General features: G+C 34.1%; 21 protein-coding genes. 14 read left to right on the forward strand and 7 right to left on the reverse strand.

The window, feature by feature from the left end; all coding sequences use genetic code 11:
- Positions 1 to 61: 61 nt before the first annotated feature.
- The 11 genes from DM397_RS17070 to DM397_RS17120 all read left to right on the forward strand — a co-directional run bounded on the left by DM397_RS17070 (position 62) and on the right by DM397_RS17120 (position 9878).
- Entirely contained in the window at positions 62 to 1066 is a 1005-nt protein-coding gene (locus DM397_RS17070) for a DHH family phosphoesterase (protein ID WP_111378687.1), read from the forward strand.
- A gap of 8 nt (positions 1067 to 1074) precedes the next feature.
- On the forward strand, positions 1075 to 1731 hold the full coding sequence (gene gldI / locus DM397_RS17075; RefSeq protein ID WP_111378688.1) for a gliding motility-associated peptidyl-prolyl isomerase GldI: 657 nt from the start codon (positions 1075 to 1077) through the stop codon (positions 1729 to 1731).
- A gap of 13 nt (positions 1732 to 1744) precedes the next feature.
- A complete protein-coding gene (locus DM397_RS17080) occupies positions 1745 to 2821 on the forward strand; it encodes a peptidylprolyl isomerase (RefSeq protein ID WP_111378689.1) in 1077 nt (358 codons plus the stop codon).
- A 29-nt stretch (positions 2822 to 2850) separates the two neighbouring features.
- Positions 2851 to 3975 carry a peptidylprolyl isomerase gene (locus DM397_RS17085; protein WP_111378690.1) on the forward strand — a complete coding sequence of 375 codons (1125 nt, stop codon included), beginning with the start codon at positions 2851 to 2853 and terminating at the stop codon, positions 3973 to 3975.
- A gap of 223 nt (positions 3976 to 4198) precedes the next feature.
- Entirely contained in the window at positions 4199 to 5101 is a 903-nt protein-coding gene (locus DM397_RS17090) for an EamA family transporter (protein ID WP_111378691.1), read from the forward strand.
- Positions 5102 to 5188: 87 nt separating this feature from the next.
- Positions 5189 to 5545 carry a DoxX family protein gene (locus DM397_RS17095; RefSeq protein WP_111378692.1) on the forward strand — a complete coding sequence of 119 codons (357 nt, stop codon included), beginning with the start codon at positions 5189 to 5191 and terminating at the stop codon, positions 5543 to 5545.
- Between the two features lie 25 nt (positions 5546 to 5570).
- Positions 5571 to 6278, forward strand: coding sequence for an aquaporin Z (gene aqpZ / locus DM397_RS17100; protein WP_111378693.1), 708 nt, complete (start codon positions 5571 to 5573; stop codon positions 6276 to 6278).
- A 40-nt stretch (positions 6279 to 6318) separates the two neighbouring features.
- Positions 6319 to 6558, forward strand: coding sequence for a GlsB/YeaQ/YmgE family stress response membrane protein (locus tag DM397_RS17105; RefSeq protein ID WP_111366928.1), 240 nt, complete (start codon positions 6319 to 6321; stop codon positions 6556 to 6558).
- Positions 6559 to 6683: 125 nt separating this feature from the next.
- Complete coding sequence (locus DM397_RS17110; RefSeq protein WP_111378694.1) at positions 6684 to 7511, forward strand: sterol desaturase family protein; 828 nt, start codon at positions 6684 to 6686, stop codon at positions 7509 to 7511.
- A gap of 121 nt (positions 7512 to 7632) precedes the next feature.
- Entirely contained in the window at positions 7633 to 7911 is a 279-nt protein-coding gene (locus DM397_RS17115) for a DUF2805 domain-containing protein (protein ID WP_008462445.1), read from the forward strand.
- 110 nt (positions 7912 to 8021) lie between these two features.
- Positions 8022 to 9878: a M61 family metallopeptidase gene (locus DM397_RS17120; protein WP_111378695.1), complete on the forward strand. Its 1857-nt coding sequence runs from the start codon at positions 8022 to 8024 to the stop codon at positions 9876 to 9878.
- A gap of 328 nt (positions 9879 to 10206) precedes the next feature.
- Here the strand turns inward: DM397_RS17120 and DM397_RS17125 are convergent, their stop codons facing one another.
- Both DM397_RS17125 and DM397_RS17130 read right to left on the reverse strand, forming a co-directional pair.
- Positions 10207 to 10650: a hypothetical protein gene (locus DM397_RS17125; protein WP_111378696.1), complete on the reverse strand. Its 444-nt coding sequence runs from the start codon at positions 10648 to 10650 to the stop codon at positions 10207 to 10209.
- A gap of 171 nt (positions 10651 to 10821) precedes the next feature.
- Positions 10822 to 13158: a GH92 family glycosyl hydrolase gene (locus tag DM397_RS17130; protein WP_111378697.1), complete on the reverse strand. Its 2337-nt coding sequence runs from the start codon at positions 13156 to 13158 to the stop codon at positions 10822 to 10824.
- Positions 13159 to 13294: 136 nt separating this feature from the next.
- Between DM397_RS17130 and DM397_RS17135 the strand changes: the two genes are divergently transcribed.
- Complete coding sequence (locus DM397_RS17135) at positions 13295 to 13918, forward strand: M949_RS01915 family surface polysaccharide biosynthesis protein (RefSeq protein WP_111378698.1); 624 nt, start codon at positions 13295 to 13297, stop codon at positions 13916 to 13918.
- 90 nt (positions 13919 to 14008) lie between these two features.
- Here DM397_RS17135 and DM397_RS17140 read toward each other — a convergent pair whose 3' ends face one another.
- From DM397_RS17140 to DM397_RS17150, 3 genes are all read right to left on the reverse strand, one after another.
- Positions 14009 to 14365 (reverse strand): hypothetical protein, encoded by a 357-nt coding sequence (locus tag DM397_RS17140; RefSeq protein ID WP_111378699.1) that lies wholly within the window; start codon positions 14363 to 14365, stop codon positions 14009 to 14011.
- Positions 14366 to 14461: 96 nt separating this feature from the next.
- Positions 14462 to 15640, reverse strand: a complete 1179-nt coding sequence (locus DM397_RS17145; RefSeq protein WP_111378718.1) for an AIR synthase related protein — start codon at positions 15638 to 15640, stop codon at positions 14462 to 14464.
- 220 nt (positions 15641 to 15860) lie between these two features.
- Entirely contained in the window at positions 15861 to 18050 is a 2190-nt protein-coding gene (locus tag DM397_RS17150; protein ID WP_111378700.1) for a glutamine synthetase III family protein, read from the reverse strand.
- A gap of 428 nt (positions 18051 to 18478) precedes the next feature.
- Here DM397_RS17150 and DM397_RS17155 point away from each other — a divergent pair, with 428 nt between their 5' ends.
- Positions 18479 to 19495, forward strand: coding sequence for a glutamine synthetase beta-grasp domain-containing protein (locus DM397_RS17155; RefSeq protein WP_111378701.1), 1017 nt, complete (start codon positions 18479 to 18481; stop codon positions 19493 to 19495).
- 296 nt (positions 19496 to 19791) lie between these two features.
- Positions 19792 to 20763 carry a TerC family protein gene (locus DM397_RS17160; RefSeq protein WP_111378702.1) on the forward strand — a complete coding sequence of 324 codons (972 nt, stop codon included), beginning with the start codon at positions 19792 to 19794 and terminating at the stop codon, positions 20761 to 20763.
- A gap of 72 nt (positions 20764 to 20835) precedes the next feature.
- Here the strand turns inward: DM397_RS17160 and DM397_RS17165 are convergent, their stop codons facing one another.
- Positions 20836 to 21357, reverse strand: coding sequence for a hypothetical protein (locus DM397_RS17165; protein ID WP_111378703.1), 522 nt, complete (start codon positions 21355 to 21357; stop codon positions 20836 to 20838).
- A gap of 220 nt (positions 21358 to 21577) precedes the next feature.
- Positions 21578 to 23480 (reverse strand): T9SS type A sorting domain-containing protein (locus DM397_RS17170; protein WP_162615496.1); only part of this gene is annotated, 1903 nt, incomplete at its 5' end.

The following is a 23480-nucleotide window of genomic DNA, read 5'->3' on the forward strand; positions in this document are numbered from 1 at the left end:
CTGCGACTGAAAACTAAAATTATTTTCAGCATTACATTAAAAAAATGTAAATTCGCACACTATGAAAATACAAGATATTCAAGCGATTCAATTATTGCTTGCTGCGCCAAAGAAAATCGCAATTATTCCGCACAGAGGACCAGATGGTGATGCCATGGGTTCTACTCTAGCTTTGTACCATTTTTTACTCAAAAATAATCATCAGCCAACTGTTATTTCTCCAAATGATTTTCCTGATTTTTTAGCTTGGCTTCCAGGTTCAGAAACAGTGAAAATCTATGAAAAAGATACTCCAAACTGCATTAAAATATTAGAAGAAGCCGAACTTATTTTTACGCTAGATTTTAATGCTTTCCATCGCACTGGCGAAATGGAGCATACTCTCGCAAAACTTACCGCTCCATTTATCATGATCGATCATCATGAAAAGCCTCATGATTATGCCGCCTATACATACTCAGACACTTCGTACGGATCTACGTGTGAGATGGTTTATAATTTCATTGCCTTTTTAAACAAAAAAGAAGATATTGATAAAACCATTGCAACTTGCATTTATACTGGAATTCTGACCGATTCTGGTTCTTTCCGTTTTCCTGGAACCACTGGAAATACGCACAGAATTATTGCCGAATTGATCGATTTAGGAGTTGAAAACACTCAAATTCCAGTTTTACTATACGATAATAGTTCTTTTAGCCGTTTGCAGTTACTAGGCCGTGCACTTCAAAACATGAAAATTTTTGAAGATCATAAAACCTCTTACATGACGCTTACACAAGAAGAACTTGATTCGTTTAACTATGTAAAAGGGGATACTGAAGGAATTGTAAATTACGGATTAAGCATTCGCGGAATTGTTTTTACAGCCATATTCATTGAAAATAGAGAAGAAAAAATAATTAAGATTTCTTTCCGTTCTCAAGGAGGATTTGATGTTAATCAGTTTGCAAGAAATCACTTTAACGGAGGCGGACATGTTAATGCGGCTGGAGGAAGATCTGAAGCTTCTATGGAAGAAACAGTAAATAAATTTGAAGATTTAGTCAAAAAACTAAAATTATAACCCAAATCATGAACTACCTAAAACTTAGCATTTACACTTTGCTTTTTGCTGTTTTGATAAGCAGCTGCAAGCATCATGAAGAAGCCAGAAGACCAATTTCCAGAGCTTCAGGAACATTCATGAAGAAATCGGCTGACCGAAATAAAAAATTAGTGGCCAACGAAGAGGAAGTCATTAAAAAAATAATCAAAAGCAATCCGAAAGTAAAATATTATGCCACTCCAAAAGGATATTGGTTTTGCTACGAAGAAAAGAACGATGCAGAAACTCTAGCTCCTAGAAAAGGTGATATTGCCTACTTTAATATGGAAATAAAAGATATTAAAGGCAATAGCATTTACTCTGAATCTGATCTTGGCCCTCAAACCTATTATGTAGACAAACAAGACATTATGATGGGGTTACGTGACGGAATAAAAAGAATGCATAAAAATGAAACGGTTACGTTTTTATTTCCATCGCATATGGCTTATGGATATCATGGAGACAACAAAAAAATTGGCACAAACGAATCTTTGATCGTTACGGTTACACTAAGAAATTTTGTTCCAGATCCAACTGCGCAAACTGCAAAACCTGCTGGACAGTCTACTCAAACCGTAACACCAAAACCCGCTGCTGCAAAGCCTGCAGCACCAGCTAAAAAAGACACATTAACTCAATAAACAATATCTTAAAATGAAAAAGAGTATTTTATTATTACTAATAGCCGTAAGCTCATTTTATTCTTGTAAGGATGATCACAGTAATCTGCCAGATGGTTTATATGCCGATATCGAGACAAACAAAGGTCATATCATTGTAGAGCTTGATTACAAAAAAGCACCTATAACTGTGGCAAACTTTGTGACTTTAGCTGAAGGTAAAAACGAGTTTGTAACACATGAACAATTAAAAAACAAACCATTTTTTGATGGCTTGAAATTCCATAGAGTTATTGAAAGTTTCATGATCCAAACAGGTGACCCATTAGGAACTGGTTCTGGAGATACAGGTTATAAATTTAAAGACGAATTCTCCGATTTAAAATTTGATAAAGCTGGAGTTCTAGCAATGGCCAATAACGGTCCAGGCACAAACAGTAGCCAATTTTTTATCACTCATGTTGAGACCCCTTGGTTAGATAATCTGCATACTATTTTTGGACACGTAGTGAGTGCAAAAGATCAGGAAGTGGTAAACAAAGTAGTACAAGGTGACAACATTGTTTCTGTTACTATCATCAGAAATGGTGAAGCAGCTAAAAAATTTGATGCTGTAAAAGTGTTTCATGATTATTTTGCTGACATTGCAAAAGAACAAAGCAAATACGCTGGCGTTCAAAAAGAAAAAGTAGATTCTTATACCGCTTTAAAAGCAAAAGCAACAAAAACTACTAGCGGTTTAGAATATGTAATTACAGAAAAAGGAAGCGGTAAAAAACCTGCTGCAGGAAGCCAAATCTACATTAGTTATGCAGGTTTCCTTGAAAACGGAACTTTATTTGACACTAGTATTGAAGAAGTCGCAAAACAATTCGGAAAATTTGATCCTGCAAGAGCTGCACAGGGCGGCTACCAACCAATTCAATTTCAAGCTGGAAAAAAAGACGGTTTAATTCCTGGTTTTATCGAAGGAGTTGAACAATTATCTTTTGGAGACAAAGCGGTTCTTTTTATTCCATCTCACTTAGCCTATGGAGCAACTGGTGCTGGAGGTGTAATTCCGCCAAACGCTAATATTATTTTTGAAATCCAGATTTCAGACAAACAGTAATCGAATTATAGACTTAAAATTAAAAAGCAATGAAATTTAAATTTCTATTTTTATTTTGCTTAGCAATAGTAAATATTCAAGCTCAGACTAAAAAACCTGCTGCAAAGCCGGCACCAAAAAGTACAAGCAAGACAGCTGTAGCAGCAAATCCTGGTGACGGAGTTTTTGCAACAATCTCTACTTCAAAAGGAGATATTGTGCTTTCTTTAGAATATGTAAAAGCTCCTGTTACAGTAGCAAACTTTATTACTTTGGCAGAAGGTACAAATCCTAACGTTAAAGCATCTCTTAAAGGAAAACCATTTTATAACGGATTAAAATTTCACAGAGTTATTAATGATTTCATGATTCAAGGTGGTGATCCTGACGGAAATGGCACTGGAGGTCCAGGATATTCTTTTAAAGATGAATTTGCAGACGATTTAAAGTTCGAAAAAGGTGGTGTTCTTGCAATGGCAAATTCTGGCCCTGCAACAAACGGAAGCCAATTTTTTATTACACATAAAGATACACCTTGGTTAAACGGAAAACACACTATTTTTGGACATGTGGTTTCTGGAATGGACGTTGTAAATAAAATTGTTCAGGACGATGTGATGACAAAAATCGTTATTACACGCAAAGGTGCAGCAGCAAAGAAATTTGATGCTTTGAAAGTTTTAAGTGATGATGTTAAAAAAGAAGCGGCTAAAAAAGAAGAAGCAAAAAAAGTAATAACAGCCAAAGCTACTTATTTTAAAGACTTGAAGGCAAAAGCTACTGCCACTTCTACAGGTTTAAAATATGTAATTACTCAAAAAGGAACTGGCGTTAAAGGTGCTGAAGGTTCTACAATCTACTTTCACTATGCAGGTTATTTTGAAGACGGAAACTTATTTGACAGCAGCATGGCTCCAGTAGCAAAAACATACGGAAAATATGATGCAAACAGAGACGCTCAAGGAGGCTACAAAGCTTTTCCTTTTACAGTTGGTAAAAAAGACGGTATGATTCCTGGTTTTATTGAAGCCCTTGATATGATGACAGACGGAGAAAAAGCGACTTTCTTCTTGCCTTCAAATTTAGCTTATGGAGAAAAAGGTGCAGGCGGGGTAATTCCTCCAAATTCAACTCTGATTTTTGAAATCGAAACCTATCAAAACCAACCTAAGTAATTAGATAAGAGAAAATTAATTTTCTATACATATAAAAAGCCATCAGAATTATTTTTGATGGCTTTTCTATTTTTGAGCATTTTTATTTTTTTAAGAATTCGCAATTCAAGACTTTAAAATTCATTTTTATTGTCATTAAACCACTATTTTCAACATAGTACAATAGAATCCTAAACAAAATAGCTTACCTTTGCCGGCTTAATTTTTTTAAAACAGATAATTTATGACGACTCAAAATAATGTATTAAAAGGTGTTTTTCTTGTTGCTTTGGGAGCAACCACTTACGGAATGTTGGCTACTTTTGTAAAAATGGCTTATTCTGAAGGATACACAACTGCAGAAGTCACAACCTCACAATTTATTTACGGAATTCTAGGAATTCTTCTAATCAATCTTTTTCAGCGCATTAAAAACAAAAACAAACCTGCCGTAAAAGCCTCTCGCAAAAATATTTTCAGTTTAATGCTTGCGGGAACTTCATTAGGAATGACCAGCTTATTCTACTATTTGGCTGTAAAATATATTCCAGTTTCTATCGGAATCGTTTTATTGATGCAAACCGTTTGGATGGGGGTTTTACTGGAAATGATTTTAGAAAAAAAACTGCCTTCAAAACAAAAGGTAATTGCTGTATTTATCGTGCTTTTCGGAACTATTTTGGCTACCAATATCATCAATAATGATATCGAATTAGACTGGAGAGGTTTAGTTTGGGGAATGCTGGCTGCTGCTTCTTTTACTACAACTATGTTTACTGCAAACAGTGTTGCAACTGAAATTTCATCTGCTCAAAGAAGTCTTTATATGCTTTTAGGCGGGGCAATTATTGTTTTTTCTTTTGCTTTTGCAACACAAGTAACTGCTTTTAATCTAGAAATCTTCTTAAAATGGGGAATAGTTTTATCACTATTTGGCACTATCATTCCGCCACTTTTAATGACTGCTGGTTTTCCTTTAACCGGAATTGGATTAGGAAGTATTGTTTCTGCACTTGAACTTCCAGTTTCTGTAATGATGGCCTATGTTTTATTAAACGAAAAAGTAATCTTTTCTCAATGGGTTGGCATTGTACTGATTATTCTAGCTATAATTATTATGAATGTAAATTTCAAGTCAAAAAAATAACTCAGAATACGTAATTTCAAAAAAAGAAGATCTGTAATGCAATAATTGTTAATTTTTTTATAAATTCGTGATAAACAATTAAATATCATGATTCTACCTTGGCATTTATATTTAATGGCTTTCCTTTATATTCTTGCTGGGCTAAATCATTTTAGAAAACCTGGAATGTACATAAAAATCATTCCTCCCGCATTTAAAAACCCCAAATTAATAAATGTTTTAAGTGGTGCCGCCGAAATCATTTTAGGCATCTTTCTGCTCCTGCCTTTTTCATCTCATTTTGCTGCCTGGGGAGTTATAATGCTATTAATTGCTATTTTCCCTGCCAATTTGTACATGTTTCAAAATAAAAAAGCAGGTTTTGGTTTACCAAGATGGATTTTATTTGTACGTTTGCCCTTACAATTTGTTTTAATTTATTGGGCTTACCAATATACATTCTAAACATTAACCATTAAATTATTTTATTATGAAAAAATTATTTGCAGAGTTTTTTGGGACTTATTGGCTTGTTTTTGGCGGATGCGGAAGCGCTATTTTTGCTGCCGGAATTCCAGATTTAGGAATCGGATTTGCAGGTGTTGCACTAGCATTTGGTTTAACCGTGCTTACAATGGCATACGCTGTCGGCCATATTTCTGGCGGTCATTTTAACCCAGCGGTTTCTTTTGGTTTATGGGCTGGTGGAAGATTTTCTGCCAAAGATCTTATTCCGTACATCATTGCACAATGTGTTGGAGCTGTTGCTGCTGCTGGGACTTTATACACGATAGCTTCTGGAAAAGCTGGTTTTGCAATAGACAATACAAAAGCTGGTGCCTTTGCATCTAATGGTTTTGGAGCTTTTTCTCCTGATGGTTATTCGTTGCAGTCTGCTTTTATTGCAGAATTTGTGCTTACTTTATTCTTCTTATTAGTGATTTTAGGAGCAACTGATAAATTTGCAAATGGTAGATTTGCCGGAATTGCAATTGGTTTGGCACTGACTTTAATACACTTAATCAGCATTCCAATTACAAATACTTCTGTAAATCCAGCCAGATCCTTATCTCAAGCTATTTTTGTTGGCGGAGAGCCATTGTCTCAGGTTTGGCTATTTTGGGTCGCTCCTATTCTTGGGGCATTAGCAGCAGGTTTTCTTTATAAAACACTGCTCCAAAATCATGACGAAGCATAATAGCTGAAAAAAAATCGATATATCATCAAAAAAATAAAATATGGAATTTTTATATTTCTTACTTATAGGAGCTATTTCCGGATGGCTAGCTGGTCAGATCTGGAAAGGTGCTGGTTTTGGTTTAATTGGTAATATTGTTGTCGGAATCATAGGCGGATTTATCGGAGGATGGATTGCTGGGAAACTTGGCATTGGTGGCGGAGGCCTTCTGTGGCAAATTCTGATTGCCGTAGGTGGTGCATGGGTTTTATTATTTATAATCAGCCTCATCAAAAAATAATACACAATTATTAGTACATAATTTAATTTGAAAGAGAAAATCTGATATATTTATATTGGATTTTCTCTTTTTGTTTGGATAAAATCGACAAGAAAATTTTATTTCAACTCAAATATGTATGTATTATGAACGAAATCATTTCTTACTTCAGTACGATTCCATCGTCGCATAGAAGCCTTATTCTTGTTGGTGGCATTACCATTTTTTGGCTTATTGAAAATAGTTTTCCTTTGTTTAAAATGCAATATAAAAAATGGCCTCACGCTGGGATAAACTTCTTTTTTACTTTCACAACCATTGTGGTCAACTTTATCCTTGCCTTTATTCTAATAAAAACCGCCGCTTGGACAATCGAAAATAATTTTGGCATTCTGCAATGGCTTCCGCAAATGCCAATCTGGCTTTATACCATAATTGGATTATTGCTTTTGGATTTAATTGGAGCTTATTTAGCGCATTTGGTAGAACACAAAGTAAAAATTCTATGGCAATTTCATTTGGTCCATCATACCGACACTTGGATCGATACTACAACAGCAAATAGACATCATCCAGGAGAAAGTGTTGTTCGCTTTGTCTTTACCACTTTAGGTGTTTTAATTGTTGGAACACCGATGTGGATGGTTTTTCTCTATCAGTCATTATCTGTTATTGCTTCACAATTTAATCACGCCAATATTTCGCTTCCAGCAAAACTGGATGTTTTTTTAAGCTATTTTATTGTCTCTCCCAATATGCACAAAGTTCATCATCATTACGTACTACCTTATACAGACAGCAATTATGGAAATATTTTTTCTGTGTGGGATAGACTTTTTAGAACATTCACTTATTTGCCCAAAGATCAGCTTGTATACGGTGTAGATACTCATATGCTTCCAGAAGAAAACAATGAATTGAAAAATCTGTTAAAAATTCCATTTCAAAAATCAAGATCCTTTAAAAACAGCTAAATTCTATAAAAAAAGTGCACTTTACTGAACCAACTTATTATTTTTTTTTTTAATATTGATACAAGAATTGAAAATCAATCTATTAATAATTAACACCCTATTTTGAATTAATTTTCACGAGATGAAAAAGAGTAGCCGCAAAGAATTAACTCCGGAACAAACCGAAAGACTTGTTTCGTTAGCTTTAGAAGAAAGAAATCCATTTGAAATTATAAAAAAAGAGTTTGGATTGGCAGAAAAAGAAGTCCTGGACATTATGAAAAAGAAAATGCCTCTTGAAAAATTTGAGATGTGGAAGAAGAAGGCAATTGCAAACAAGCCAAAACCAAAACCAGTAAAAATAGATGATTTTGATGAAGATTTGGACGGAAAATATTATATCAAGAATAAATTAGACTAACATAAAGCTCCTGTTTTTCAGGAGTTTTTTTTTATATTTAAATTTAATGTGATTTTTTAGTAACTTTTCGATACTTTTTGTGTCAAATACAATTAACTAAACATATAGAAATGAAAAAAATACTTTACACCTTAGCTCTAGCGGTCACTTTTTGGAGCTGTAAAACAGGGAGCACCGGAGCCGCAAAAAGCAATATAGTTGAAGTTAATATCAATTTAACCGATGTTAAAGACGATAAAGTTTTAGTAACGGTTACTCCGCCAGCCATAAAAGCTGACGAAATTGTTTACAGTATTCCGAAAACTGTTCCAGGTACTTATTCAACAGATAATTACGGAAAATTCTCGGAAGATTTTAAAGCATTTGATGCTAAAGGAAATCCACTTACAGTAAAGAGATTAGACGATAATTCTTGGTCTATTTCAAACGCAAAAGCACTGAAAAAAATCACTTATTTGGTAAATGATAGTTTCGATACTGAAAAAGGAACTGGGTTCGGAAATGATGACGTTTTTTCTCCAGCAGGAACAAACATTGATGCGGGAAAAAATTTCATGGTTAATACTCATGGATTTGTAGGGTATTTTAAAGATAAATTAGATGTTCCGTACAAAGTTACGATCACGCATCCTGAAACGCTTTGGGGAGCAACATCTATGACAGATCAGGATGCAAGCAATACTTCTGATGTATTTACTACTTCTCGTTATGCTATTTTGGTAGAAAATCCAATTATGTATTCTAAACCTGATTACACTACTTTTAATGTAAACGGAATGGACATCTTAATTGCTGTGTACTCTCCTACTGGAAAATATACTGCTGAAAGCATTACTCCAGAGATGAAAACAATGATGACAGCACAGAAAAACTTTTTAGGTAAAGTAAATTCTACTAAAAAATATACTGTTTTATTGTACTTATCAAGTATGGCTAAAGATGATGCGCACGGTTTTGGAGCTTTAGAGCACCCAACTGCTACGACTGTAGTTTTACCAGAATCTATGCCGAAAGAAAAATTGGTAGAATCTATGAAAGATGTAGTTTCTCATGAGTTCTTCCATATTGTTACTCCATTAACTATTCACTCAAAAGAAATTCAGTATTTTGATTACAATGCACCAAAAATGTCTGAGCATTTATGGATGTATGAAGGTGTGACAGAATATTTTGCTAACCTTTTCCAAATCAACCAAGGTTTGATTAATGAAGCTGAATTCTACACTCGTATTGCCGATAAAATTCAGCAGTCTAAACAGCTAGATGATACAATGTCATTTACTGTAATGAGTAAAAATGTATTAGAACAGCCTTATAAAGACCAATACTTAAATGTATACCAAAAAGGAGCTTTAATTGGAATGTGTATCGATATTATCATTAGAGAAAAAAGTAATGGAGAAAGAGGAATTCTTGATTTAATGCACAAATTATCTGATGAATATGGTGTTGAAAAACCATTTAATGATGATGAATTATTTGCAAAAATCACGTCTTTAACTTATCCTGAAGTTGGAGAATTCTTGAACAAATATGTTGCTGGAACAACTCCAATTCCTTACGATTTCTACTTAGCTAAAGTTGGTGTTACAAAAGCAATAGAGAAAAAAACTGGAAATCCGTTTATTAAAGGACAGACTCCAAATATCACTATTGACAAAGCAACTAAAGAAATCGCTGTTCGTCCTGAATCAGAATCAATTGAATTCTTTAAAAACCTAAATTTAAAAGGTGGAGATAAAATATTAGCTGTAAATAATAAATCATACAATTTAGATAACATTTATGATTTAATTACTGAAAGTGAAAACTGGAAAGATAATGACCCGATCACTTTGAAAGTAAAACGTGGCGGAAAAGAAGAGACTATTAAAGGAACTGTAAAATTGCCATTTGAAGAAGCTGAAACTTTTAAAGCTACTGATGCTTCAAAAGAGAAACTTAAAAACGCATGGTTAAAAGGTTAATTTCCTTTTACAACATAAAAAAAAACCGACAAGAGATTGTCGGTTTTTTTATTTGTCATCCTGACGAAGGAAGGATCACACTCGTAAATCGACAAAGATTATCAACTATACTTTGTGGAGCCTCTTGTGTGATCCTTCGTTCGAAATGACGTTTTTTTTGAATTGCGTCCAGCTTTAGCTGGACGAATAAATTATAGTATCAGAGAGGGCTTTAGCCAAACAATAATTATTTGGCTAAAGCCTTTTTCTTCTCTTTATTTATAACCTCCAGCTAAAACTGGAGGCAATCCAAATTTTACCTCACGTTTCAAATAGTATCTTCGCGAAACTATTTCTTCACTGGAAATTTCCAGTCAAACTCATCTTTACTATTGATGATCGCGCCAATTTCAAACTTCACTACCTCATCAAATTCTGTTTGAAGGATAAACCAGTTGTCTTCGTTGAAGTAATTTTCGAAAGTGTCAAAAGTTTCTTGATTGTATTTAGTAATTCCTTTTGCAGCAAAATCTTTCTTTACATCAGCAATTTTTCTTCCGATTAATTTGAATCCGAAAACTTCTAAATCATTACTTGACGCTACAATATATCCTAATTTAAGATCTTCTTCCTGATAAAAAGTTAATCTTATTTTATGAGCATTGTAAACAAAAATTACGTTGTCGTCTTCGTCTTTATAGTTTTTATCAGGCTTTCCTAAAGCAGCTGTTACGTCATTCTGCTTCATTCCGAAAAGCAGTTTATCTATTCCTGATTTTAGATTTATTTTCATATTTATCTTTCTTTATTTGAAGTGCAAATTTCGTGAAGTTTTTTATTGTTTTTCCACGAATTGCACAAATTTTCACGAATTAAAATATCATCGTCTTGTCAGGCTGAGCGGAGTCGAAGCCTTTTTTAGTTAGAAAGCCCTTCGACTCCGCTCAGGGTGACAGACGTAAAACTAATTTTGATATTGCTTTTTATTAGGTTTACTGCTCATATAAAACGTAATTTCCCCTCCATTTATAACATCAGAATGTTTTAAAAATGGTTTATCTAATTGTTTTCCGTTCAGTAGAATTTTGCTCACAAAAACATTTTTATCAGATTGGTTTACAGTTTCTACCTCAAAAGTTTTTCCATTTTCTAAATTCAAAATAGCATTTTTCAGCAACGGACTTCCTAAAGCATATTCGTCAGAACCGGGAGCAACTGGATAAAATCCTAAACTGCTAAAAATATACCAAGCACTCATTTGCCCAAAATCGTCATTTCCGCCTAACCCATCAGCACCATTTCTGTACATTTTTTTCAAGATCATCCTAATTTTATCTTGCGCCTTCCAAGGAGAATCTGTCCAATTGTATAAGTACACAACATGGTGCGAAGGCTCGTTTCCGTGAACATAATTCCCAATGATTCCATCTCTTGTAATATCTTCTGTATTTTCAAAATATTTGTCTGGAAGATGCATATTGAACAATGAATCTAAACGAACTTTAAATTTCTCATTTCCGCCCATCAATTTTATCATATCGGCAGGATCTTGCGGAACGTATAAACTGTAATTCCATGAATTTCCTTCTATAAAACCTTGGCCGTGCGTGTCTAGTGGATCGAATTCTTTCTTAAATGTTCCGTCATTCAATTTCGGACGCATAAAACCTGTTTTTTCATCATAGACATTTTTATAGTTTTTCGATCTATTGATGAATTCATTGTAAATATCTGTCTTTCCTAATTTCTTTGCCGCTTGTGCAATTGCCCAATCATCATAGGCATATTCTAAAGTTTTAGAAACCGAAGCGCCACTTTTGTCTTCTGGAACATATCCTTTATTCATGTAAAATTCTAAACCATCATAATACGGCACTTTTGCAGTATTTACACAAGCTTGAAGCGCTTTTTCGGCATCAAAACTAATATTGCCTTTTACAATGGCATCGGCAACAACCGAAACCGAATGATAGCCAATCATACACCAATTCTCATTGGCATAATGCGACCAAATTGGAAGCATTTTATGAACGCTTTGGTCTGAATGTGCCAACATTGAGCTTACCATATCGGCGTTTCTTTTTGGCTGTACAATATTAAATAATGGATGCAAAGCACGATAAGTATCCCAAAGCGAATAACTGGTATAATTGGTAAATTTTTCTGCTTTGTGAACATTCATATCCAAACCTTTATAATTTCCGTCTAAATCCATGTATTCCGTTGGTCCCAAAAAGGCATGATACATTGCGGTATAAAAATTAACCAAATCTTCCTTTTGAATGGTTTCAACTTGAATTTTATTCAATTCTTTATTCCAAACTTCCTGGCTTTGTTTTTTCACTTTTTCAAAATCCCAATCAGGCGTTTCTTTTTTCATATTTTCTAATGCTCCAGCTGAACTCACAGGTGACAAAGCCATTTTAATTTTGATTTTTTCACCTTCATTCGTATCAAAATCAAAAAATAATTTTAGGTTTTGCCCTGCCATTTCTGGAAAATTCTTTGTTTGATCAAATCTTCCCCAAAAACCTCTGTAAACACTTTTTTCTTGAGCAGCTTGTCCGTAACTTTTAATGGGCTTATTGAATGACATCGCAAAATAAACCGTTCGGGTTCTCGCCCAACCATTTGTCTGACGATATCCTGTTATTAAAGTATCGTTTTCTACGCGAACAAATGTCCAAACATTCTTTTTATCATAATTATAAATTCCTGAAGTCAAATCTAAAATGATGTGTGATTCATCAGATTTTGGAAAAGTGTATTGATGCATTCCGACGCGAGTTGTTGCTGTCAATTCTGCCTTAATTTTATAATCTTCCAGAAAAACACTGTAATAGGCTGGCTCTGCTTTTTCTGTCGAATGCGAAAATGCCGATCTATAACCTGATAATGGTTTTGATGCTACACCTGGGTTTAATTGCAGTTTACCAGTTGTTGGCATAATCAAGAAATCGCCTAAATCTGAATGACCTGTTCCGCTGAAATGGGTATGGCTGAAACCTACAATGGTTTTATCTTCATACTGATAACCTGCACAATATTTATAGACTTCACCATTATATTTTCCGTTTAAACTGTAAGCAATTGTATCGGTTTCTGGACTCAATTGTACGCTCCCAAAAGGAACTGTTGCGCCGGGATAAGTATGTCCCATTTTTGCTGTTCCAATCATTGGATCAACATATTGAATTAGATTTCGATTTTGTTCCGCTTTTTTTTGTCCATTTATAGTATTGGAAAAAAGTACTAAAACCGATATAGTAGAAAGAAATTTGACGCAGTTTATCTTAGTCATATTATAGTTTTTTGTTGAAATATTTACTGTGATTTTAATTTAGAAAAGTACAACAAAATCTATTTTTAAAAAACATAAATTTAGCAGGACTCAAAAGGTTTAAATATCTTTGATATACTAAAAGCCAAACCTAAACATGAAAAAATATCTTTTAATTTTACTTTCTTTTTCTTCCTCATTTATTTTTTCTCAAAAAGTAGAAAGCCGTAGACTAACCAAACAAGAAATTGCGCAACGAGAACTTGAAAATCTAACTGATTACCCTATTTATAGAGCATTTGAGTTTAGTGATAAAGGTGGGGTTTATGAATTGGTTCTAGGTGAAAACCAAAAGGTAATTTCTAAAAAAGATACTTTAAACACAAAAATACAAGCAGTTTGTGTGATTAATGATCATGGCGGATTTTTAAATCAATGGAAAATTAATGATTTTCTTGAAGATACTCTTCCTAAAGAAACAAAAATCTGGTTCTGGACAAAATATTGCAGCACAAAAGATATTGATGGCGATGGTCTTATTGAACCTGTTATTGTTTACGGAACTCGCAACGAAGATGGCTATATAAGACGCGTAAAAATTATTACGGTTTATAAAAAGAAAAAATATGTCATTCGCGCAGTTGAATGTGACTTTGATAATTGCAGAAGTTTCGAAAAGGATCAAAGTTGGAATACGCTTCCGCAGAAAATAAAAACGTACATCAATCAATTGACTGAAAAAATGAGAAAAGAACAGAATGTGCTTTTGAAAAACGGATAAGATTTAATTGTAAATTGTAAATGGTGAATTGTAAATGATTGATGGTTGTTCATAATTCACCATTTACAATTCACAATTTACAATTATTTTTTACTCGCTCATTTCATCATAACGTTCCGGAACTTGCGGATCGTAAAGCGGACATTTGAATTCTTCCATGATATCAACTAATTTGTTCATGGTTTTTCCTTCTGTTCCGTAACAGTCAATTTTTATGCTTTGTGGAGTGGTAATGACTTGAAAAGCGCCTTTTCCTTTTGGGTTCTTCCAGCTGTTTTCATCTACTCTTTCCCAATCTGAAAAGACAGAATTAATTCTATTTACAATTACTTCAACTTGAAGTTCAGCCAGACCTTCAACTTCTTGTTTTTCAACAAGAGCTTCATAAACTTCTTGATTGTTCAAGTAGATTTCGTCTAGATATTTCCAAAAAAGTAATTCGTACATAGTTAAATATTTTTAAACCATATAAGTGATATAAGTTCATATTAAAAAGTATGGAAAAACTAAACTGAACTTATATCACTTATATGGTTATTTTTTTTAATAGTTGAATGTTCCGTATTCGCTTGTTATGGTAAGTTTCTTCTCTTCTGAAGCTTCCACTCTACCTACGATTTGAGCGTCTACATTGAATGATTTAGAAATTTCAATAATATCTTGTGCAATATTTTCTGGAACGTAAAGCTCCATTCTGTGTCCACAATTGAAAACTTGATACATTTCTTTCCAATCTGTTTTTGATTGTTCTTGAATTAGTTTGAACAATGGCGGCACTGGAAACAAATTATCTTTTATAACATGTAAATCTTTTACGAAATGTAAAATTTTAGTTTGTGCACCACCACTGCAGTGTACCATTCCGTGAATATCTTCTGGAGTATATTTATCTAAAATCTTTTTGATAATTGGAGCGTAAGTTCTAGTTGGCGAAAGCACTAATTGCCCAGCATTTATTGGGCTGTTTTCAACTTCATCAGTCAGATTTACCTGTCCTGAGTAAATTAATTCTTCTGGAACTGCAGCATCGTAACTTTCTGGGTATTTTTTAGCTAAATATTTCCCGAAAACATCGTGACGTGCAGAAGTTAATCCGTTGCTTCCCATTCCGCCGTTATAGCTTTTTTCGTAAGTTGCTTGACCAAAAGAAGCCAAACCAACAATTACGTCTCCAGCTTTAATATTTGCATTATCTACAACATCTGCACGTTTCATACGAGCTGTAACTGTAGAATCTACGATAATTGTACGAACAACATCTCCAACATCGGCAGTTTCTCCTCCTGTTGAATGAATAGTAACGCCGAATGATTTTAATTCGTTGATTAATTCTTCTGTTCCGTTAATGATTGCAGAAATAACTTCAGCAGGAATTAAATTTTTATTTCTTCCAATAGTTGAAGAAAGCAGAATATTATCTGTTGCACCAACACACAATAAATCATCAATATTCATGATTAAGGCATCTTGAGCAATTCCTTTCCAAACAGAAAGATCTCCAGTTTCTTTCCAATACATATACGCCAAAGATGACTTTGTACCTGCTCCGTCAGCGTGCATAATCAGACAGTGCTCTGAATCTTGTGTTAAATAATCTGGAACAATTTTACAGAAAGCCTGAGGAAATAAACCTTTGTCAATATTTTTTATAGCGTTATGTACGTCTTCTTTTGATGCCGAAACACCTCTTTGTGCATATCTTTTGCTAGAATCTGAACTCATGAAAATTAGTTTGTGTTGATGTGCAGCAAAGATAATCCCTTTTTTTAATTCTTTGAATGATTCGCGTGCTTGAATCAAAAAAAATTTACCACGAATTGCACTAATTTTCACAAATTTTTATTTTTTATGTAAAATCATCTAAATCAGATAATTTTTGAAAAAAAATAAATTCGTGAGAATTCGCGCAATTCGTGGCAAAAAAACTATTTAATAAAAACTATTATTTAGTAAATAATAATTCTCTGTATTTTGTTAATGTCCAGCTTTCGTCATCTACTAATAACTCTAATTTGTCACAGTGATTACGAATTTCATCAAAATAAGGTTTCACGTTATTACAATACGCTTCTGCCATTTTTTGAGCGTCAGTCAATTGATTGGCTTTCTTTCTTTCGTTAGTCATGGCCAATACTTTAGAATTGATTCCTTCAATATGACCTGAAATTTCTCTAATTAAAACAATTTGCTCTTTAGCTAACGCTTCAAAATCTTTTCCGAAGATTTCTTTTAGTCCTTTTACGTTCTCAATTAAAGTGTTTTGATAACGAATTGCTGTCGGAATTACATGGTTTCTAGCAATATCTCCTAAAACACGTCCTTCGATTTGGATTTTTTTAGTGTATTCTTCCAATTCGATTTCGTAACGCGCTTCAGCTTCTACGTGATTAAAGATTCCTAATTGTTCAAATAAATCCAATGCTTGTTTAGAAACTTTTGCTTTTATAGCTTCCGGAGTTGTTTTAAAATTGCTTAAACCTCTTTTCGCCGCTTCTTTTTCCCAAGCTTCGCTATAACCGTCTCCTTCAAAAAGAATCTTTTTAGATTGTTTGATATATTCTCTTAAGACATTGAAGATCGCATCATCTTTTTTCATGTCTTTATTTTCAATCAAATTCTCTACTTCATTTTTAAAGTCAATTAACTGTTTTGCCACAATCGCATTCAAAGTTGTCATTGCATTAGAACAGTTTGAATTTGAACCTACTGCTCTAAACTCAAATTTATTTCCTGTAAAGGCAAAAGGCGAAGTTCTGTTTCTATCTGTATTGTCTAGTAATACGTCTGGAATTTTACCAACAACATTCAATTTTAAATCTGTTTTTTCTTCTGGCGAAAGTTTTCCTGTTGTTACGCTTTCTAATTCAGATAAAACTTTTGTCAATTGTGCTCCAATAAATACAGACATAATCGCTGGTGGCGCTTCGTTTGCTCCTAACCTATGATCGTTGCTTGCTGTTGCGATCGACGCTCTTAATAAAGTTTCGTTATCGTTTACTGCTTTTATGGTATTAATAAAGAAAGTCAAGAACTGTAAATTGCTCATTGGCGTTTTGCTCGGACTCAATAAATTAACTCCTGTATCTGTAGCCAATGACCAGTTGTTGTGTTTTCCTGAACCATTTACTCCTTTAAATGGTTTTTCATGAAATAATACTTTAAAATCATGACGCTCTGCCACTCTTTGCATTACATCCATTAATAAAGAGTTGTGGTCAACTGCTAGATTAGTTTCTTCAAAAATTGGAGCCAACTCAAACTGATTTGGCGCTACCTCATTATGACGCGTTTTTACTGGAATACCCAATAACATACATTCCTGCTCTAAATCTCTCATATAAGTAAGAGCACGAGTTGGGATAGATCCGAAATAATGATCATCTAACTGCTGTCCTTTTGCAGAAGTGTGTCCTAATAATGTTCTTCCTGTCATCATTAAATCAGGACGAGAATTTGCCAAAGCTTTGTCAATCAAGAAATATTCTTGTTCCCAACCTAAAGTTGCTGTTACCTTTTTTACGTTTTTGTCAAAATATTTACAAACTTCTGTAGCCGCTTCGTCAATTGCAGATAATGCTCGTAATAAAGGTATTTTATTATCTAAAGCTTCACCTGTATAGGCAATAAAAACGGTTGGAATACATAAAGTTGTACCATATATAAAAGCTGGAGAAGTCGGATCCCAAGCTGTATAACCTCTTGCTTCAAAAGTATTTCTGATTCCTCCATTCGGAAAACTAGATGCATCTGGCTCTTGCTGAACTAATTGTGCCCCGCCAAACTTTTCAACTGGGTCGCTTCCGTCATAAGAAGTTTCAAAAAAAGCATCATGTTTCTCAGCCGTTGTACCTGTCAATGGCTGAAACCAATGCGTATAATGTGTCACACCTTTTGCCAAAGCCCATTCTTTCATTCCCATGGCAATATAATCTGCCAGCTTTCTATCTATTTTTGTACCGTGCTGAATAGCATCTCTTACTCCTCTAAAAGCATCCGAAGTTAAATATTGCTTCATTGCTTTTTCGTTAAACACATTTGAACCAAAAAGATTAGATTTTCGGCCAATTTCTTCAAAATGCACCGGCTTTCTGTTAGAAGCTTCTTGTAAAGCTTGGAAACGTAATGTTGACATGGTTATATATATTTTAAATTCGTAATAATTTTCATTAAAAAATGATCAGCAAATATAAACAATTAAAGTGCCTACTTGGCATATAAAATTCAGATTTTTAATCAATGATTTTTCAACATAAAATGCTTTTTACAAAGAATAATGAATTCAATCTGCAGAAATATAACAAAACTGTACGGTATTATTGATTAAATAAACATTTTTTCATAATTCCTTAACTCATAAATTCAAAAATGTGCCGTAATTATTACGAATTTGTTTTTTTAAGGTTATTAAAATTGCTTTTTTTGAAATATACCCCTATCAAAATTACGCTTATCTAAAAAATTATACTTCATAAAACAAAATAGCCCCCTAATTTTTGGGACTGAAAAAATAAATCTATATTTGACCCAACGAAAAAAACAAAAAAATTAATTTATATTATTATGGCTAAAATTAAGTTAGAGTACATTTGGTTAGACGGATATGAACCAACTCAAAATCTTAGAAGTAAAACTAAAGTTGAAGAGCACGAAAACTTCAAAGGAACATTAGAAGAACTTGGAAATTGGTCATTTGATGGTTCATCAACAAGACAAGCTGAAGGTGGATCTTCTGACTGTTTATTAGTTCCAGTTGCAATTTATCCAGACCCAACTCGTATCAACGGATGGTTAGTTATGTGCGAAGTTATGTATGCTGACGGAACACCACACCCTTCTAACGGTAGAGCTACAATTGATGATGATAATGATGATTTTTGGTTTGGTTTCGAACAAGAGTATTTCATCATGGATACTAAAACACAACTTCCACTTGGTTTCCCAGTTGGAGGATACCCTGCTCCACAAGGGATGTACTACTGTTCAGTAGGTGGAAAAAACACACACGGTAGAAAATTAGTTGAAGAGCACGCTGACTTATGTATCGCTGCTGGAATCAACTTTGAAGGAATCAACCAAGAGGTTGCTTGCGGACAATGGGAGTTCCAATTATTCGCTAAAGGAGCTAAAAAAGCTGGAGACGAAATCTGGGTTGCTCGTTACCTATTAGACCGTTTAACTGAGAAATATGGTTACTATATCGAATATCACCCAAAACCTCTAGGAGATACAGACTGGAACGGTTCTGGTATGCACGCTAACTTCTCTAACACAGTTCTTAGAACATGCGGTTCTCAAGAAGTTTATGAGAAAATCTGTGAAGCTTTCCGTCCTGTTACTAAAGAGCACATCGCGGTTTATGGAGCTTACAACGATCAGCGTTTAACTGGTAAACACGAAACTGCTTCTATCAACGATTTCTCTTATGGAGTTTCAGACAGAGGATGTTCTATCAGAATTCCTTTAATGACTGTTCAAAAAGGATGGAAAGGTTGGTTAGAAGACAGAAGACCAGCTTCAAACGGAGACCCTTACAAAATTGCTGCTAGAATTATCAAAACTGTTAACTCAGCGCTATAATTTAAAGCTTACAATATACTCTAAAAATGCCAGCATTATTTGCTGGCATTTTTTTTATACTAAACCCGACAGGTTTTAAAAACCTGTCGGGTTTAAATTACAAGTTATCGGCAAACTTTGTCAAAGTTTTAAGCTTTGACAAAGTTCTGATCTTAACTATTTTTCACCTTTAAAACAATTAACTCTATAACAATTAACCTTTTACAAATAACAAATATTACTTAATTTTAGAAGCAAATTTAATTTTTAAGTTAAACATCAAAACTTATCTTTGTAAATCATTAAAAAAAATCATTATGATAGTCTGGTCACTCTTTTTACTTGCTGTAGTTTTTATTCTTGCTTTAGATTTAGGTGTCTTTAATAAAACACCTCATATCATTAGCACTAAAGAAGCCAGCAAATGGACCTTGGTTTGGGTTACTTTATCTTTCCTTTTTTCGGGAGTAATTTATTGGCTGTACACCACAGATTATATCGCAAACCCAGACGATCTAAAACCATCAGTCGCTTCGATGAAGTTTATAACAGGTTATTTGATCGAGCTTTCGCTGAGTGTCGATAACATCTTTGTTATTGCTATTATTTTTGCTTCATTCAAAATTCCGCAAAAATACCAGCACCGCGTTTTATTCTGGGGAATCTTAGGAGCTATAGTTTTCCGTGGATTGATGATTTTCTTCGGAGTAATGTTGATCAATAAATTTGCTTGGACAACTTATGTATTTGGAGTTTTCTTAATTTTTACCGCTATAAAAATGCTTTTTTCTGGAGAAGAAGAAGATTTTCACCCAAAAGATTCTTTTATATATAAAGCTTTAGGCAAAATTATGCCGATTACATCGGAAACGGATGGAGAAAGATTTTTCATCACAACCAAAACTGCAAAAAAAGCAGCAACACCATTATTTGTAGCTTTAATTGTTATTGAAGTTATGGACGTTTTATTTGCTGTAGACAGTGTTCCTGCAATTCTTGCTATTACTAAAGATCCGTTCTTAGTATTTAGTTCTAATATTTTTGCTATTCTTGGATTACGTTCTATGTATTTCTTCTTGGCAAATATGCTGGCAAAATTCAGTTATTTAGAGTATAGCTTAGTTGCCATTTTAGCTTTCGTGGGATTAAAAATGCTTTTACACGATTTCTTCCACGTTCCAGAATGGGCATCTTTAGGATTTATTGCTTTATCTCTTCTAGTAGGAATTTTAGTTTCTCTTAAATTCGGGCCAGAAAAGGTTTTGAATGATTCGTCAAGTGAAGAATAATTAGCTTTCAAAACATATATGCATAAAAAAAAGGAAATCTTAGGATTTCCTTTTTTTTTATTTAATTTTCAATTATAAATTAATTGTCTTTACATTGCTATCATCAATATTGTATTTTGCGATAACAGTATTGTAATCTAAATCTTTTTTATCAACTGATTTATTACTAATTCTCGGATCATCACCAGGAACAACTAAAATACGAAATTTTTGATTTGTTCTTAAGTCAGCTGGCACCGTATTTAAATTAAATCCATCTAGATATAATTCAAAATCTACCCTGCTAAAATTAAACTTATAAGTAAAAAACAAAGAACCATCATCGTAATAGTGTGATTCTGGAATTGGACTCCAAACGGTGCTTCCATTTGCTACTCCGGTAGCTCTATAAGCCAAAACTACATCTCCAGGAAAAAGGGTAAAACCGAAATCTATAACCTCTCCATCTCCATTCGAAGCAAAGTTAACATTATTCACATCAATAACCGGAGCAACTGTTGTCTCTCCCGGAGGTCCTGGAGGCCCTTCTGGTCCTTCACAGCTAGAAAATGCAATTAAACCGATAACTGCAAATAAGGTAAGTATCTTTTTCATAATTATTTTTTTAAGGATTATACTATATAAAGGTATTCCAAAAATTAAACCAAAAAAAAGAAAAACATGATTTTTCCTCTATTTTTTTTAAATCTCACCGATATTTAACAAATCGTCTTACTCGTAAAACACTCGTAATTAAAGAGTAAACAGAAAAAATATTTTTCAAAAAAAAGCACCCGCTTTTAACGGATGCTTTAAATAAGATTTATAAATGAATTTAATTACCGGCAGAAATGATTTTTTTACTACTGCTGCCTTTATTAGTTGTAATTTGTAAAATGTAAACTTGGAATTTACCTACGTAGAAATCAATATTAAAGTTATATTCTTTTCCAAAATAAGAATCTGTATCTGTTTTTGAAGATAACAGTTTTCCTGATAGATCAAACAATTCAATTTTAACATTGCTCGCATAATCAAAGTTATAACGAATGGTAATGTAATTTTTAAAAGGAACAGGATAAGCATCAAAACCAGGTTTTTTACTTTCTTTTGCACTACTTTCTACTACAGGTTTTTCTGAAGTAGTAGGTGTCTGAGTAACTATCGATTCTTGAGTAGCTGAACAAGCAAGTGGCTGAATGTTGTATCCCATTGCGATTCTACATTCATCAAATGCATTGTTTATCAAATCTACCAAACTTGCAATGTCAGAAAGAGAAAGTCCGTAAGTGTTTCCGCCTCCTAATGCTTGATTAGCCAAGTTAAACAAATCGCCAACGGTTTTATCTCCAGCTAGTTTACTAACCACATTGTTCGGAATAGTGTAATACTTGTATTCATTACTTACTGTTCCGTCAGGATTACAAGAACGTACTTTTGGAGTTTTAGATCCGCAACCGCCTTCAGGTTGAGCAACTGCCAATACACCTGCCTGCAATTTGAATTTACTCAACTCACTATCAATACCTAAATTAAGTCCTAAAGTAATGGTTTGAGCCAATAAAGTGTTATTGATTTTTCCTTTTTTAAGATATGAAGCAGGTAATGCACTAATATGAGGATTTCCATTTGCCAACACGCTACTTCCTCCACCTCCTGGTAAAACTGCTATTACACCATTAATATCCGTTTGATTATTAGATACTAAAACAGATTTACCAACTAAACCAATTGTCATTGTTCCTCCTGGATAAGCACTTAGTGCTTTCGCAATAAGAGCTTTGGTTGTGTAAGATTGTCCTCCTGCACAGGCCATACCTCCAACATTTCCGTAAGCACCTTGAGTATAAGTACAAATAGGAGTTGTACATGGAGTGATCAAAAATGTTGATACTTTTTTAATCGTTTCACAATTGTTTGAAACAACATATTCTATAACTAATGCCGTTCCAATCTGAGGTTTCACAAATTGAGATAAATCTGTTGCCTGAACATTTCCAGCACATCCTCCTGTAAATTTAAATCCAGCAATCCATGCTACAAATGCTGCATCTGCATCTTCACCACAAACAACTGTTTTATTTGGAGGACTTGAAACATTAAGCAAGTTAACTTTAGTAATAGTGAAGTCTCTACTAATTGTAGTTTCATAACATTTATCAGTCACTTTATAGGTAACTGTTGTTGTTCCTCCCTCACACAATTTTGGTGCAACTGGACTGCCTTGGATAGCTCCTTTCGCATCACAACCACCGCTTACCTTAAAGCCTGCTTTGAAGGTCTCAAAAGCGGCATCCAATGCGGCCTGGTCTGCATAAGCGCAGGCTGAAGCGTTAACCGCTGTCGGAGCTTCAGGAGTCACTGCCGCAGGAGCTGTAATAGTGAAGTCTCTACTGATTGTAGTAGTATAACATTTATCAGTGATCATGTAACTTACACTGGTTGTTCCACCCTGACATAAGTTTGGTGCTACCGGATTACCTACAAATGCACCTTTTGCATTACAACCGCCACTTACGCTAAAGCCCTGTTTGAAGATTTCAAAGGCAGCATTTATTGCAGCCTGATCGGCGTAAGCGCAAGCCGAAGCACTAAACGGATTTGGTGATACAGGAACTACTGCCGCAGGAGCTGTGATGGTGAAGTCTCGGCTGATGGTGGTCTCGTAGCACTTGTCGGTCACTTTATAGGTAACTGTCACTGTTCCGCCGTCGCATAGTTTCGGAGCCATCGGACTG

This window comes from Flavobacterium nitrogenifigens (genome assembly GCF_003254565.1).
In the GTDB taxonomy this organism is placed as follows: Bacteria; Bacteroidota; Bacteroidia; order Flavobacteriales; family Flavobacteriaceae; genus Flavobacterium; species Flavobacterium nitrogenifigens.